Here is a 16406-nt window from a genome sequence, read left to right on the forward strand (position 1 = left end):
CGATCACGCGTCGATCAGAATATCGGTAAACAGCTGCGAAACATCCGGTTCCGGGCTGTTCTGTGCGAACTCGGCCGCTTTTGCGACGTCGGATTTCACTTCCTTGTCGATATCTTTCAGGCCAGCTTCGTCAATGATGTCGCCATCAATAAGAAGCTTTTTGACCATATCGATCGGATCGTGTTCTTTGCGCATCTTGTCGAGTTCGTCCTTGGTGCGATATTTCGCAGGATCCGACATCGAATGACCACGATAACGATACGTTTTCAGCTCAAGGATATAAGGGCCCTTGCCTGCGCGGCAGTGTTCAACCGCACGTTCGCCAGCGGCTTTCACCGCCAGAACATCCATACCGTCAACCTGTTCACCCGGAATGCCATAAGCAGAGCCGCGCTGATAAAGATCAGGACTGGATGAATGACGCTGGGTAGAGGTACCCATGGCGTACTGGTTGTTCTCGATGCAATAAATCACCGGAAGCTGCCAGAGTGCGGCCATATTGAAGGACTCGTATACCTGCCCCTGGTTGACGGCACCGTCACCAAGATAGGTCAGGCAGACCTTGTCTTCACCGCGATATTTGTAATTGAAGGCAATACCGGTCCCAAGCGGAACCTGTGCGCCAACGATACCATGTCCGCCATAGAAATTCTTTTCCTTGGAGAACATATGCATCGAGCCACCCTTACCTTGGGAGTACCCGCCTTCGCGTCCTGTCAGCTCTGCCATCACGCCACCGGCATCCATGCCACATGCAAGCATATGTCCATGGTCACGGTAACTGGTGACAACACCATCGTCGCCGGTAACAGCAGCCTGCATGCCGACAACGACTGCTTCCTGCCCGATGTAAAGGTGACAGAAGCCACCGATGAGACCCATGCCATACAGCTGACCGGCTTTTTCTTCAAAGCGACGGATCAGAAGCATTTCACGGTAATATTTGAGGAGATCGTCACTGCTCGCCTGATTGTCGGCGCGCGTTGTGGCGCGTTTGCGTTTCGTGGTCGCCATGTTTCCTCCCGGTGGATGGCTGTCGCTTAAGCATCATGTATGAGCGCTTAATTCGGTACTGGACCACCGAAATGACTACCTAAAACCACGTGGAAGGGCAAGTAATCTAACACTGAATAAACCTTTGTTTTGCAACGCACAATTGCTGATAAACCATAAAATGGTTAATTATCGCAATTTCACAAATATACAGATTTTCAGAGTTTTCAGCTACTTGGGGCGATCCTTTAAAATCCGTTCATTCCCTCACGTCACAAATGCTATGCTTTTATGAACATAATATCGCATAGCCGTAAAAGAACAAATACAACCCCAGAAGGCATTCAATATCAACGCCCTCAACTGTTTTCCTGAGGAATTGGCATTTCAACCAAAAGTCAGTTGAAACAAAACCTTATCCAAAGGGATTTATTACTGAAGCCATTTCACAACTATAAATATTCACATCAAGCACAGGATTTGTGCCAAACCGGTGCCAAAACGGCAAAAGTTACAATAGTTGCAATCAATGGATTCTCCGGCCTGTTTTAAAGCACCGGAAGAAACGATGACGTAGTGCCGGGGAGATTACTTCTGCGCTGTGATGGTTGCGGTGTCGCTGTAGCCATCATGATGGAAGATAATCACATCATCTGGATGGGCGGCATTAAGCATCGCGCGCGCGCGTTCATCAAGCAGATCAGGGTCAAGATGCTTGGCGCGCAAGGACACAACATGTTGTTCAAGCAGTTTGCGCTTTTGCGTCGTCTCATCGCGGACCAAAGCAATCTCGGTGACACGATCCTGCATCGACCAATAGGTCAAAAGACCGCGATCACCTTCCACACTATGGAAGATGAAATACGCCATTACTGTAAATGCGATGACCGGTGCAACAGCCTGTTTAAGGCGACGAAAGACCGGTGATGTTGAAGACATTTACCCCTGCCCGTGCGCACAAAGCCGATTTGACGGCTTAAAAAGTTATTCCGGCTCCGCAACATGAAAACAACATACGTTATTCTCATGCCTTATCAGGTAGATAACACCTGCTAAGGTCAAAAGCCGGGTAATATTACCCGTCAAGTAACACCCAAACGCGTAAAAATAGAGTTAACCGCGCGCTTCAAACGCACAAAAATACGGTCAAACAGGTAATTCTGAATTAGGGAAATGGGGCAGCAAGAGTACGTATGAGCAGCCGCCTCATCCGCCACTGGCGCGGCGTTCCGTCTTTTGTGACACCGCTCATTGCACATGGAAAACGGGCCGCCCCGGAAATTCCCGGAACGGCCCGCCTTAACATCTATCGATCTTTAAAACCGATACGGCTTACTTCAGGATCGAACGACCCGGATAATACGCACCGGCATCAAGCATCTCTTCGATGCGGATCAACTGGTTGTATTTTGCAAGACGGTCAGAACGTGACAGCGAACCGGTTTTGATCTGACCACAATTGGTGGCAACCGCCAGATCGGCAATGGTCGAATCTTCGGTTTCGCCCGAACGGTGCGACATCACGGCAGTATAGCCTGCGCGATGGGCCATTTCGACAGCTTCAAGCGTCTCCGACAACGTGCCGATCTGGTTGACTTTGACCAGGATCGAGTTGGCAACGCCCTTTTTGATGCCGTCGGCAAGACGGATCGGGTTGGTCACGAAAAGATCATCGCCAACCAGCTGGGTTTTAGCACCGATTGCTGCGGTAAGTTCTGCCCAACCGTCCCAGTCATCTTCGGCCATACCATCTTCGATGGAGAAGATCGGGTATTTCCCGACAAGATCGGCCCAGTATTTCACCATACCACCGGCATCAAGGGTCTTACCCTCGCCCGCCAGCACGTATTTGCCGTCTTTGTAGAATTCGGTTGATGCGGCATCAAGCGCCAGCACAACGTCTTCTTCCGGACGATAGCCAGCAGCTTCGATTGATTTCATGACATAGCTGATTGCAGCTTCGGTCGATGCGATGTTCGGGGCAAAACCACCTTCATCCCCGACCGAGGTGCTCAGACCGTCTGCGGACAGTGCCTTTTTCAGGTTATGGAAGATTTCAGCACCCATACGGATCGCGTCTGACCCGGTTTCGGCTGAGACCGGAACAACCATGAATTCCTGAACATCGATGGCGTTATCGGCATGCTCGCCACCGTTGATGATGTTCATCATCGGCACCGGAAGGGTGCGTGCAAACGACCCCCCAACATAACGAAACAGCGGCAGGCCCGCATCTTCGGCCGCAGCCTTGGCTGTGGCAAGCGACACACCAAGGATCGCATTTGCGCCAAGGCGGGCTTTGTTCGGGGTACCGTCAAGATCAATCATGACGGTATCAACAGCAATCTGGTCTTCGGCATCCATACCAACCAGCGCTTCAAAAATCTCACCATTGACCGAGGCCACTGCTTTGGTGACACCTTTGCCCATATAGCGGTCTTCTTTGTCACGCAGCTCAACAGCTTCGTGCGCACCGGTTGACGCGCCAGACGGAACGGCAGCACGACCAAAGGCGCCATTTTCCAGAGTGACATCAACTTCGACCGTCGGGTTACCACGGCTGTCAAGGATTTCGCGGCCGCGAATATCGATAATAGCGGTCATGACTGAAACGTTCTCCTTAAGGACGAGGAAGCAAGCCCTTTATTGGGCTTGCGGGTTACAGCAAAAACAATGCCGCCAGACATGTTCTGGCGGCATTTTTATTTTCAGACGTCAAACATATCCAGACGAACCGGGTTGGCTTTGGCCACCTTGTCGAGTTCCATCAGGACCGAAAGAACTTCGGGGAGTTTGTTCAACGGAATTTGGTTCGGGCCATCGGAGATGGCCGTCGCCGGGTTATCGTGGGTTTCGATAAACAGTGCCGCGATACCAACCGCAACGGCCGCACGCGCAAGGACCGGCGCGAATTCGCGCTGGCCACCTGATGTGGTGCCCTGACCGCCCGGCTGTTGAACCGAATGGGTTGCATCAAAGACAACTGGATAGCCCTGACGGGCCATGGTGGGAAGTCCGCGGAAGTCTGTAACAAGCGTGTTATAGCCAAAGCTGGTTCCACGATCACACAGCATAATATTTTCATTGCCGGTAGCAGCAATATTGTTGGCCACATTGGCCATGTCCCAAGGCGCCAGGAATTGCCCCTTTTTGACATTAACCACGCGCCCGGTTTTGCCCGCCGCCTGCAAAAGATCGGCCTGACGGCACAGGAATGCCGGGATCTGCAGGATATCGGCAACTTCACCAACAGCCGCACACTGATCAGGCAAATGCACATCGGTTACAATCGGAAGGCCGGTCTTGTCTTTGACTTCGGCCAGAATATCAAGCCCCTCGGACATACCAACACCGCGTTTTGACGTCGTGCTGGTCCGGTTGGCTTTATCAAACGAGCTTTTATAGACAAGCCCAATGCCCATCCCCTCGGAAAGTTCCTTAAGGGCGATGGCCATTTCAAGCGCATGCGCACGGCTTTCAATCGCGCACGGGCCCGCCAATACAGCAAACGGCCGGTCATTGGCGATTTCGATATTTCCGACTTTAACGGTTTTGATTTCGGTCACTTCACTGACTTTCACTCAAGGCTTCAGGCACGCACGTTATAGGGTTACACCAGACGACTGCGCTCTTTGGCAGCCTTGATGTAGGACACAAATAGCGGATGCGGATCAAGCGGACGCGACCGCAGTTCCGGGTGGAACTGCACGCCGATGAACCACGGATGATCCGGGTATTCGACGATTTCCGGCAACCGCCCATCCGGCGACAGGCCCGAGAATTTAAGCCCTTTTTCCTCAAGCTGCCCCATGAAGTTTACGTTAACTTCATAGCGATGGCGATGGCGCTCAAGCACGGTTTCACTGGCATAGATGTCGCGCGCGCGCGACCCGTCAACCAGTTTGCACTCGTAATTGCCAAGACGCATGGTCCCGCCAAGATCGTCTTCATCCGAACGACGCTCAACCGACCCACCGTCTTTCGACCATTCGGTCATCAGACCGACAAGCGGTGTTTTCGTCGGACCAAATTCCGATGATGATGCATCTTTAAGGCCGGCCAAATTACGGGCGGCCTCAAGAACCGCCATCTGCATGCCAAAGCAAATGCCAAAATACGGCACCTTGTTTTCACGGGCATAACGGGCTGCGGCAATCTTGCCTTCTGCGCCACGCTCGCCAAAACCACCCGGCACCATGATCGCATCAAGCTTGGACAGGATTTCGCTAACGTCACCCTCTTTTTCAAGCGCGTCTGACGCAATCCACTCCAGCTTAACCCGGACCTTATTGGCAATGCCGCCATGGGTTAGCGCTTCGGTCAGGGATTTATAGGCATCAGGCAACTGAATGTATTTGCCAACGATCCCGATGGTGACTTCACCTTCCGGATTGCGGATGGTGTTGCAGATTTCATCCCACGGACGCAAATCGGGGTCCTGTGCCTGCAGGCCAAAGTGATGAAGCACTTCGTTATCAAGACCATACTGATGATAGCTGATCGGCACCTGATAGATGTTATCAACATCATAGGCCGGGATAACAGCCGCTTCACGCACGTTACAGAAACGCGCAATCTTGCGGCGCTCATTGATCGGAATTTCACGATCACACCGGCACAGAAGGATATCAGGCTGAATACCAACACTTTGCAGTTCCTTGACGGAATGCTGGGTTGGTTTGGTTTTAAGCTCACCGGCCGATGAAATATACGGCACCAAAGTCAAATGCATGAACAAGGTCCGGCCATCGCCAAGATCATTGCCCATCTGACGAATGGCTTCAAGGAACGGCAGGCTTTCGATATCGCCAACCGTGCCGCCAATTTCGACCAGAACGAAATCCTCGGTCGCATCGGACTGAACGAATTCCTTGATCGCATCGGTAATGTGCGGAATGACCTGCACCGTCCCGCCGAGGTAATCCCCGCGACGTTCGCGCGCAATCACATTGGAATAAATCCGCCCGGTGGTCACGTTATCAGAACGGCGCGATGACACCCCGGTGAAACGTTCATAATGGCCAAGATCAAGGTCGGTCTCGGCCCCGTCTTCGGTCACATAGCACTCACCGTGCTGATACGGGCTCATGGTGCCCGGATCAACGTTGATATATGGATCAAGCTTGCGCAGGCGAACGGTAAAACCACGTGCCTGTAGCGAGGCACCCAAAGCAGCCGACGCCAGGCCTTTGCCCAACGAAGAAACAACGCCACCGGTGATAAAGATATAACGAGTCATTTCTTTGCCTCATCTCAAAGCACAAAGCCTCGGTTCCAATGCAGTGCATCATGAACCGGGAAATACAACAATCAAAAAATGAGGCGGCAAGTTTGCCGCCTCGGGTCGTCGGTTATTTTGTCTAGCGGGTCGGAGCCGCGGGCCCGGTATCCTCAGCGGGTTCAGTAACCGCTGGGGCATCCGTGGTCGCCGAGGACGATGCTGCCGGAGCCTGTTCCAAGATGGAAGCTGGCTTGGTGTGGCTATTGGACTGGAGGGCCAGGATGATGCTGGTGATCATGAACGCGCCGGCCAGTATCGCAGTCGTGCGGGTCAGCAAGTTTGCAGCACCGCGTGAGCTCATCACGCCAAAACCGCCGCCGCCTCCGCCGCCACCGCTGTTACCACCGATACCAAGCCCACCGCCCTCGCTGCGCTGTACGAGAATGACGGCAATCATGCCAAGCGCGAGAAGAAGGTGAATTACCAGAATAACTGTTTGCATGGTGTCGAAACTCTTGTCCTAACTTCCGATCCGAACGCAACCTGCCCCGGATCGGGCATAAATTTGATGCGTATTTAACCCGTTTTATGGCTGTTGGCTAGGCGCAAGTTTCAATAATTTTCCAAAAATCATCAACCTTGAGGCTGGCCCCGCCGACCAAAGCACCGTCAACATCTTCGACAGCAAGCAATTCCGCCGCGTTGGACGGTTTGACCGAACCACCATAAAGAATACGGAATTCATCACCGTCTTCAAAACGTTCAACAAGTTCGGCACGAATTGCGGCATGAACCTTGGCAACTTCGGCAACACTGGCCGTCCGCCCGGTGCCAATGGCCCAGACCGGCTCATAGGCAATAATCGTGTTTTTCGCCGTCGCCCCATCGGGCACCGACACGGCAACCTGACCATTAACCACCGCAAGCGTCGCCCCAAGATCACGTTCCTGTTCGGTTTCACCAACACAGACAACCGCTGCCAACCCCGCATCATGTGCGGCGATGGCCTTCAGACGGATGGTGGTGGAACTTTCATCGTGATCGGCACGACGCTCGGAATGTCCGACAAGAACATAACCCGCGCCAATGTCAGCCAGCATCGGTGCAGCCACATCCCCGGTATGCGCGCCTGACGTCGCAACATGGCAATCCTGCCCGCCGACCATCACCGCACTGTCTTTGGTCGCCGCAACAACCTCGGACAACAGAGTTGCTGGCGGACAGACAAGAACGTCACAGCCCAAAACCCCGCGTTCGCCCGCCTTGGCCGCAAGGGCCGTAGCCAGCGCGACACCATCCGCGCGCAAACAGTTCATTTTCCAGTTTCCGGCGATCATGGGACGGCGTTGGGTCATGGATGTGGTCCTCTTGCTGGGTCAGGGTCAAACAGGCTCGGTATCTCTAACAAATGCGTCGTCGGGCGCATAGCCCGGTTACGATCCGTTACATTCTATCTTGATACGCGGTTTCTAGCACGCGGCATGCTCTGCGCCAAGCCCCGGAAACGGTGGTGATATGGCCCTTGTTTTGTCCTGCTTATTTGTTCTATGTAATCGGATGTTGCCGGGGGTACCTCTCGCCATTAAGATGCGCGACAATTCCGAACCGGGTTCCGTACCGTGACGGACAAAATTATAACCTGTCGAGACACCATTTCGACACCAAACCACGAATTGTTAGGCTTATTCATATGCTTGCTGGCATTCGCAAATTTTCGAAATCAATCTTTGCCAAAATCATCTTTGGCCTGATTGCATTGAGCTTCGTCGGCTGGGGCCTCAATGCGTCCATGCTTGACCTTGGAACATCACGTCAAGTCGCGGAAATCGGCAATCAGTCGATCACCCCCGTCGAACTGGACCGCGCTTTCCAGCGCAGTGTTCAGAACATGCGTAATGTGTTTGGTCCGAACTTCAACCAGCAGCAGGCCGTGCAAATGGGCCTCCTGAACAATACGGTTCAGTCACTGGTTTCCCAGAAGATCATGCGTGAAGACGCACGCGACAAGGGCATTGGCATCAGCGATGAAAAAGTCCGTGACGCCATCTTTGCGTCGGACAATTTCAAAGACCCGGCAACCAACCAGTTCAGCCGTGATCGTTTCATGCAGTCGCTCTATGCCGCAGGTTACACGGAACAGGAATTCATCGACGGCGTGCGTGGCGATCTTATGAGCCAGCAGATCGTTGGCAGCCTGACCGGCACTGCCGCAGTTCCTGAAATTATGGCACAGCAGATCGTTTCATATCGGAACGAACAGCGTTCGGGGTCATTCTTTACCCTTAACCGCGCAGAGTTTGACGACATCGCAACCGCCGATGACGCCACCCTTCGCAAATATCACGAAGACAATGCCCAGCAGTTTACCGCACCTGAAACCCGTGACGTCACCTTGGCGACACTGTCTTCTGCGGATCTGATCAGCACAATCAACGTGACCGACGCAGAAATCCTCGAATCCTATAACCAGCGCATTGCCGAATTCCAGACACCGGAAAAACGCACCGTGCAGCAGATCCTGTTTGCCCCGAACGAAGAACAGACAGCCAAAGACGCTTACAAACGTCTGCAAGAAGGCGCTGACTTCATGGACGTCGCCAAAGAAGCCGGCATGGATAGCTCGATGGTTAATCTGGGTGAATTCACTGCCAATGACATTCTTCCTGATTTGCGCGATGCGACCTTTGATCTGCCTGAAGGTGGTGTTTCCGAACCGGTTGAAACCGCACTTGGCTGGCATATCCTGCGTGTTCCGTCGATCACAGCAGGCAAAACCCAGTCACTTGATGACGTTCGCGACACCGTTGTTGATGGCTTGAAACAGTTCAAAGCCGAAGACGCGATTTATGATCTTGCCGTCACCTTCGACGAAGAACTTGGTGCAGGCACCCCGATCAAAGATGCCGCACGCGAGGTCGGGGCAAAAACCTATGACCTGTCGGGCGTTGTCCGTGGCGAAGGTCTGGCCGGTCAAACCATCGATGGTTCGGATGAAATCAACGCCAAAATCTTTGAACTCGAAGGTGGCGAAGAAAGCCTGCTTGAAGAAACTGCAAACGGCGTACGCTATGTCCTGCGGGTAAACCAGATCACCCCGTCAGCCTTGCGTCCGTTTGAGGACGTACGTGACGAGGTTGTGGCCGCATGGACAACCGATGAACGTCAACGCCTGATGCTTGCCAAGGCCGAAGAACTGGCCAGTGACATCAACAACACAGGTGCAGACATCGCCACCACGGCGGCCAATGATGGGGCGGAAGTCAAACAAAGCGGCCTGACCAAACGTGACGGCAATGGACTTAACGATGACGTTAGCCCATCTGTTGCCGCTGCCCTGTTCTCGCTTGAGGATGGCAAGGCCAAAGCACTCCAGACCAGCGAAAACGTTGTCATCGTCAAACTTGATGACATCAAGGCTGCCAATACGGACACCGCGGATGCGGCCCCTGTCACCGATGAGCTTAAACAAGCCATCAATCAGGACATCCTCGCGCAGTATCTTGATTACCTGAACGAGGAAATCTCGGTCAGCATCAACAACAGCGTGATCAACGGGCTGTATGCGCCCGCCGCGGCAAACTAATCATCCAACGCAAAGGGCGGCTTGTTTAAACAGGCCGCCCTTTTTCTTATAAAATCCACCCACGCCACAAGACCGGAAATCGGACATCCCCATGGAAATCAAACCGGATTTCACCAGTTTCAAGCAAAATTACGAAAACGGCATTTCGCAGGTTCTCTCGACAGCACTCACCGCGGACCTCGATACACCTGTCTCGGCTTTCCTTAAAATTGCCGACGGCATGCCCAATACCTATTTGCTTGAATCTGTTGAAGGCGGCGCTGTTCGCGGTCGTTATTCGTTCCTTGGCCTGAAACCCGATCTGATCTGGCGGTGCTTTGGCGATCGCGCCGAACTCAACCGGCGTGCCATGGCCGATGCCGACGCATTTGTTGCCGAAAAAGACGCCCCGCTCGAAAGCTTGAAAAAGCTGATGGCTGAAAGCCACATTACCCTGCCCGACAATATGCCGCCCATGAGTGCCGGTCTTGTTGGCTATATGGGCTATGACACCGTGCGTCTGATGGAAAAACTGCCCGACAGCAACAAGGATGAACTTGGTGTTCCTGATGGCATTTTTATCCGCCCAACGGTCACGGCAAGCTTTGACACCATCGCGGACACGGTCACCGTGGTAACACCTGTACGCCCTGAAGACGGCATCAGTGCTGACGCGGCCTATGATCTGGCCTGTGCGCGCCTCAATGACGTGGTTTTACAGTTCCAGCGCAATCTGTTTATCGACCGGCGTTCGAAATCGGTGCCCGACACCCTGCCCGACCCCAAGGTCAGCGTCGACGAAGCCGGGTTCCATAAAATGGTCGATCAGGCCAAGGAATATATCCGCGCGGGCGATATTTTTCAGGTGGTGCTGTCACAACGCTACACGTTGCCTTATCAGCTCCCGCCTTTCGCATTTTATCGTGCGCTGCGCCGGATCAACCCGTCGCCTTTCATGTTTTATCTTGATATCGGTGGGTTTCAGGTGGTTGGCGCCAGCCCGGAAATTCTGGTGCGCCTGCGCGATAACGAAGTCACCATTCGCCCGATTGCCGGTACGCGCCGCCGCGGTCATACACCCGAAGACGACAAAGTCATGGCGCAGGACCTTCTGGACGATCCCAAGGAACGCTCAGAGCATCTGATGTTGCTTGATCTTGGCCGCAACGATGTGGGCCGCGTTTCCAAACCCGGAACCGTACGCGTCACCGACCGCGAAAAGATCGAATATTATTCTCACGTCATGCACATCGTTTCCAACGTCGTGGGTGAAGTTGACGAAAAATACGATGCGATGGATGTACTCAAGGCTGGATTCCCGGCGGGAACAGTCTCGGGTGCCCCCAAGGTGCGCGCCATGGAAATCATTGATGAACTGGAATCGGTCCGTCGCGGCATTTACGCCGGATGCATTGGCTATATTTCCGCCGATGGCTCAATGGATACCTGTATTGCCCTGCGCACCGCCGTCATCAAGGACGAGCAAATCCACATTCAGGCAGGGGCTGGCATCGTTGTCGACAGCCAACCCGAACTTGAAGACAAGGAATGCCGAAACAAGGCAGGCGCGCTTATGGCTGCGGCCCGCGAAGCCCATCGCTTTGCCTAAGACACCAAGCTCACGCTTCGCACTCTGACCCCGACCTTCTGCCGATACTTTAAGAAAGGTTGTTTTGGTGACCCTATGCTTTTCGAAACATGGACCGGAATTTCCCTCTGAGCTGATCGATGCACTATCGGCCGGAGAAGTTGTTTTCCTGTGTGGTAGCGGCATTAGCGTTCCACAACTTCCAGATTTCAAGACATTGGTCGATCAAACCTATAAGCGGCTTGATGTCGATAAAGATGCCGCCGAAGAGCGCTCCTATGAAGGACAGCGCTATGAGGAAGTGCTCGGAGCTCTTGGACGCCGCCTCGCCGATCCCGAGGCAATGGTTCGCACAGTCTCTGAACAGTTGGTTGTGCCCTCAGAGCCGCAGCTTAACAAACATCAAACGATACTGAGGCTCTCGCGCGATCTTAACAACCGCGTTCTAACTGTTACTACTAACTTTGACACTTTGCTCGAGCGCGCGTTAGAAAATTCTCCGAATAGAGACCGCCAGAAAAGTTTTGCCGGTCAGGCACTCCCTGCTCCCGGAGGCCCCAATTTCTCCGGGATTATCCATTTACACGGCAGATTGGGCGACCCGGAACTTGACTTAGAAGCAACATCTCTTGTGCTTACCAGTTCCGACTATGGCGACGCCTACATGCGTTCGGGCTGGGCTTCACGGTTCCTATTCGATCTTGCCCGTTGCAAGACCCTCGTCCTTATTGGCTATAGTGCAAACGACGCACCGATCCGCTACTTCCTCAATGTACTAGAAGCCGACCGTGCTCGGTTCCCCGACCTGCATCAGGTGTACGCCTTCGATGCCTACGAACGTGATCCTATCGAGGCGCAGACAGGCTGGGGAACACTTGCCGTTAAACCGCTTCCATATTGCAAGTTCAACCCTGCGAACGGCGACCCTGATCACTCACCACTTTGGGACGATCTGTGCCAACTCGCTGACATGGTTGAACGCCCCAAACAATCACGTGAAAAGCTTACACAAAGGATTTTGACTGGTAATAGTAGTACTCTAACCGACCAGCAACTAAGTGAACTGTCCTGGCTCTTCTCTGATCGAAACGACCTATGGCCTGTCGCACTCAAAACCCTCTCTGATCCGAGTTGGTTTAAGGTCTTTCAAGAAAACAAACTTTGGTCAACTAAAGACGCAGCTTGGGTTATAGCAGCGTGGATCGCAAACAATTTTGAAAGCGCTCAAAGCTACAGGACTGCGGTAGAGTGGTATACTATCCTCGGTAATGACTTCATCTCGCGGTTAGAGCAACGACTACAGCAAAATCCGCCAGTATCACCTTTCTGGCTCAAGTCATGGCGCGTCTTTGTTTCGCTCCAACCAGCAGAGCATTCCGATGCGTTCGAACAAGAGGCTTATAATCTCAATTGGAAGCTTCAGTCTGGCCAGATCCTCGATAGCGACCTCAGGCAGTCGATCGCGTTGCTTGCGCCAATGCTCGTAGCCCGGCGACCGTGGCAGCGTAATGTTCAAGATATAGATGAATCGGAATTGGACGAACCACGATTGTCAAACCTTGTGAATCTTGAGCTCCGCGTTGCCGACGACACTAGCGCGGCTGATATTATCAAAGCACTGGATAAGTTAGACGGCTATGAGATGCGTATTCTTGAATTGGGCAACCAAGCTCTAAGTTCCTCTCTTCAGCAATCTGTCGACCTAGGGATGATTGTCGACGATTTCGATTGGAGCGACTTCAGCGTACCCTCGATTGAGGAACATGCCCAGAACGCGCACCACAATGGCGTAATATTCCTCGTCCGCACGATCATGAACACCTTCCCGAAAGCACTTAAATTCAATCGTGACCGGGCTCTTACGCAGGCTGCTCAATGGCGGACTTGGCCGGGGCGCATCGGCGCTCGGATGCTGCTCCATAGCGCACGCGATCCAGTCGCCTTCTCTGGCGACGACGCTCTGCGTTTACTGCTCCAGCTAAAGGATACCGATTTCTGGATCATCCGCCGAGAGTTAGCGTTGGTACTACGTGATAGAGCTTCCGAAGCTAAAAAAGAACTCGTTAATGAAGTAGAGGCCCGGATCCGAAACAGCGGTGAAGCATTTTATGCTCGCTATTCGCTCGAAGAGGATCAAGTAGACTGGCGTGCGCATGCTCGAGACAAAGACGTCTGGCTCCGCCTGAAGATGCTCGACGCCGCAGGTGCGGTCTCAACGGCGGGGCGGACCGAACTTGATGCAATCGTGTTGCGGCGACCTCACCTAGATCGCGATATAGAGGACAAAGACTTCTTCGGTTCCTATAGCTATGGCGTGCGAAACATCGTAGGCGACAGCGGACCGATCTTAGAGGCCGCTCCTGATGACCGCCTTAAAGTCGCAGCAGAGCTCCGTATAAGCCGCGATATCGACATGCAACTGGGGTGGAGAAGTTATTGCCAATCCGACCCTAAGGGCGCATTCGATACGCTCGCGTTCGCCGAACTGACAAAACCGAATATCGCCTTGTGGGGTGATCTTCTGTCGGTGTTAGCCCAAAGCAATGAAGAGAATAATGCAACGCTGCGCGACCAACTTTCGGTGGAATCACTTTCACTGTTGGAGGACCTCAACAAATTGGACCTCAAACCTATCGCAGCAAGCATTATCGATCTGCTCCTGTTCAGGTCACGGGGGTGTATAAAAAATCTCGAGAACTGGTGCGACCGGCTCTGGGCTGCGGTGCAACTTGTGGAGCATGAGGCAGACTTCGAAAAAGACATCGGCATGACAGCAATCAATAGTGCTGCAGGTCGACTAACAGAGATTCTTGTAAAGGAACTTAATCACACGAGAGAAACCGATGGGCAATACGAGGCGCGGCAGCGCAAGCGACTTGAGTTGATCGTAACTGACAAAAGCCAAGCCGGGATTCTGGGGCGAGCCGTACTTGTCCAAAACTTCGCGTTTATGCACAGCGTCGCTGCAGAGCTGGTTGAAAAGCACCTCATGCGTCGATTGGCTTCAGATACAGATGAAGCAAGAGCGTTACGCGCGGTAATGGTCTCCCAAAGCGAGATAACTCCTGAAGTCACCAAAGTGGCAAGCGATATTGTTCTGCGCGGAGTCATAGAAACACAAGCAATTTCAAGTTTCTCGGAACAAATAGCTTCTAACATTTTGCGAGCAGCACTTGCCTCTTTACGCGGCAATGATCCCGACCTCTGGGGTATCAGCGAGTCTGATGTAAGCCGCACGTTACGTGAATCCCCTTTTAATATACGCTGCGGGGCACTCAGCGTCCTAGCCCGTTGGATGCAAAATGATGAAGAAGGCGGCGAAGAGGCTTGGGAAAAGATGGTCGAACCTTTCTTCGAGAGAGTGTGGCCTAAAGAAAGCTGCTTCATTGATGACGCGTTCAACCATGACCTGATGTCTATAGTGATCTGCTCAGGTAAGCATTTTCCCATTGCACTCAAAAAATTACGACCATATTTCAGCTTATATAGCGGCAGACGTGCCAGCACTTACCCAATTAAAAATAGTCAGGCACCGGAAAATTTCCCATCGGAAGTACTCGACCTACTATGGCTTGTTTTTGGGGCGAAAGGCAGCGTCAGCTATGATGTCCCTAAACTTCTTGACCGCATAAAGGAAGCTGACCCAAATATCGAAGTTGATCGACGGTTCCAGTCGCTTGAACAACTTACAATTCGCTATAGCTAAAGGCTGGTGAATACTCACCTAAGAAGCAAAGTGACGGGGTCCTTTTCAGTGAATGCTTGATGGTTGCAACCTTTGCGACTAGCCCGTCGCACGTTGCGACGTGCGGCGCAAAACTTCCGTCGCCGGGACAAGGACAAACCCCTTGGCTTTGAGCGATGGAATCCAGTTTTGAAGTGCTTTAAGCGTTCGGTCACGTGGATGGCCAATGGCAATGGCGTAGCCCTGCTTGGCGGCAACCCGCTCTATTCTTGCCAGCATATCAGCGATTTTGGCGTCATCATCGGCATCATCAATAAACACATCACGGGTGATGGCCGGCACACCAAACTCATTGGCGGTCGAAAAACCAACCGATTTGGCGCTGGTGCGTGAATCAAGGAACATCAAACCACGTGACTTCATGACTTCCATGACGATCTTCATGCGTTCCGGGTCGGATGTGAACTTGCTGCCCATATGGTTATTAACCCCGACATAACCGTCAAACTGATCCAGCATCCATGTCATTTCGTTTAAAATCTTTTGCCGGTCATACTTGGCCAGCAAGGCATGCGGCCCCGGATCAACCGATGCCGATGACGGCTCCATGGGCATATGGAGCATCACTTCGTGGCCGGCCTTGCGCGCGGCATTGACCTGTGGCTGCAAATCCCGCGCATAGGGCAGATATGAAATAGTGACCGGTCCGGGAAGCAAAACCGTGCGTGCCGTGCGCGGTTGATCAAGCCCCGCATCATCAATGACAATCGCAATCACCGGCGCATTTCCGGCATTCGGGGCAAGGGCGGCATATTTGCGCCATGGCGCATTCCTGTCACTGTCTGGCGCAACACCGTGATCTGATCCACTGTCACCGGGAAGAATATCTGGTTCCGGTTTGGTCTCACGGGGCTTGGGTACTGCCGCCGTTTCAGGCGCCCCACCTTCTGTCTTTTCCTCGTTGCCGACAAGATAGCCCGTCCGCCCGCGTGTCGGTGTGTCTTCCGAAAGCTTGTAGTCCTTGCGCAATTTGGGCGTCGGGGCCGGTTCGGCCAGGGTATAACCCGGGGCCTTTTGATCAACGGCACGACCAAATTCATCCGAGGCGCGGTCAAGTTCAAGCATGCTGCCAACCGCAATGATCGCCGACAGTGTCCCGGCCACAAAAGCCCCGCCCAGCATCAGGCGACCGATACCGCCCGATTTCTTTTTCGGTGCAGACTTCTTGCGGGTTGTTTTTTTGGGTGCCGCCTTTTTACGTTTGGCGGGTTGTGCCCGACGTGCCACGTGGTCGTCTCCAGTCTTGTTTGCCCGGCCTCGTTTACCGGATCGTGCTACCCATATGGTGATTATAGAC

11 protein-coding genes are annotated in these 16406 nt (G+C 53.1%); 3 read left to right on the forward strand and 8 right to left on the reverse strand.

Features of this window, described 5'->3' with window-relative positions; genetic code table 11:
- Positions 1 to 3: 3 nt before the first annotated feature.
- The 7 genes from pdhA to tpiA all read right to left on the reverse strand — a co-directional run bounded on the left by pdhA (position 4) and on the right by tpiA (position 7569).
- Positions 4 to 1014, reverse strand: a complete 1011-nt coding sequence (pdhA, locus tag K355_RS0111745) for a pyruvate dehydrogenase (acetyl-transferring) E1 component subunit alpha (protein ID WP_022732339.1) — start codon at positions 1012 to 1014, stop codon at positions 4 to 6.
- 567 nt (positions 1015 to 1581) lie between these two features.
- Positions 1582 to 1932: an FtsB family cell division protein gene (locus K355_RS0111750; protein ID WP_022732340.1), complete on the reverse strand. Its 351-nt coding sequence runs from the start codon at positions 1930 to 1932 to the stop codon at positions 1582 to 1584.
- Positions 1933 to 2325: 393 nt separating this feature from the next.
- Entirely contained in the window at positions 2326 to 3597 is a 1272-nt protein-coding gene (gene eno, locus K355_RS0111755) for a phosphopyruvate hydratase (protein ID WP_022732341.1), read from the reverse strand.
- Between the two features lie 104 nt (positions 3598 to 3701).
- Complete coding sequence (gene kdsA / locus K355_RS0111760) at positions 3702 to 4559, reverse strand: 3-deoxy-8-phosphooctulonate synthase (protein ID WP_028791552.1); 858 nt, start codon at positions 4557 to 4559, stop codon at positions 3702 to 3704.
- A 44-nt stretch (positions 4560 to 4603) separates the two neighbouring features.
- Complete coding sequence (locus K355_RS0111765; protein ID WP_022732343.1) at positions 4604 to 6232, reverse strand: CTP synthase; 1629 nt, start codon at positions 6230 to 6232, stop codon at positions 4604 to 4606.
- Positions 6233 to 6353: 121 nt separating this feature from the next.
- Positions 6354 to 6716: a preprotein translocase subunit SecG gene (secG, locus tag K355_RS0111770; protein ID WP_022732344.1), complete on the reverse strand. Its 363-nt coding sequence runs from the start codon at positions 6714 to 6716 to the stop codon at positions 6354 to 6356.
- Between the two features lie 97 nt (positions 6717 to 6813).
- On the reverse strand, positions 6814 to 7569 hold the full coding sequence (tpiA, locus tag K355_RS0111775; RefSeq protein WP_022732345.1) for a triose-phosphate isomerase: 756 nt from the start codon (positions 7567 to 7569) through the stop codon (positions 6814 to 6816).
- A gap of 335 nt (positions 7570 to 7904) precedes the next feature.
- Between tpiA and K355_RS0111780 the strand changes: the two genes are divergently transcribed.
- From K355_RS0111780 to K355_RS0111790, 3 genes are all read left to right on the forward strand, one after another.
- Positions 7905 to 9797: a peptidyl-prolyl cis-trans isomerase gene (locus tag K355_RS0111780; protein ID WP_022732346.1), complete on the forward strand. Its 1893-nt coding sequence runs from the start codon at positions 7905 to 7907 to the stop codon at positions 9795 to 9797.
- A 91-nt stretch (positions 9798 to 9888) separates the two neighbouring features.
- Positions 9889 to 11385 carry an anthranilate synthase component I gene (trpE, locus tag K355_RS0111785; RefSeq protein WP_022732347.1) on the forward strand — a complete coding sequence of 499 codons (1497 nt, stop codon included), beginning with the start codon at positions 9889 to 9891 and terminating at the stop codon, positions 11383 to 11385.
- Between the two features lie 67 nt (positions 11386 to 11452).
- Positions 11453 to 15070 (forward strand): SIR2 family protein, encoded by a 3618-nt coding sequence (locus tag K355_RS0111790; RefSeq protein WP_028791553.1) that lies wholly within the window; start codon positions 11453 to 11455, stop codon positions 15068 to 15070.
- A 78-nt stretch (positions 15071 to 15148) separates the two neighbouring features.
- Here K355_RS0111790 and K355_RS0111795 read toward each other — a convergent pair whose 3' ends face one another.
- Positions 15149 to 16336 (reverse strand): divergent polysaccharide deacetylase family protein, encoded by a 1188-nt coding sequence (locus K355_RS0111795; RefSeq protein WP_022732349.1) that lies wholly within the window; start codon positions 16334 to 16336, stop codon positions 15149 to 15151.
- Positions 16337 to 16406 lie beyond the last annotated feature (70 nt).

The sequence above is a fragment of the Thalassospira lucentensis MCCC 1A00383 = DSM 14000 genome, assembly GCF_000421265.1.
Classification (GTDB): Bacteria; Pseudomonadota; Alphaproteobacteria; order Rhodospirillales; family Thalassospiraceae; genus Thalassospira; species Thalassospira lucentensis.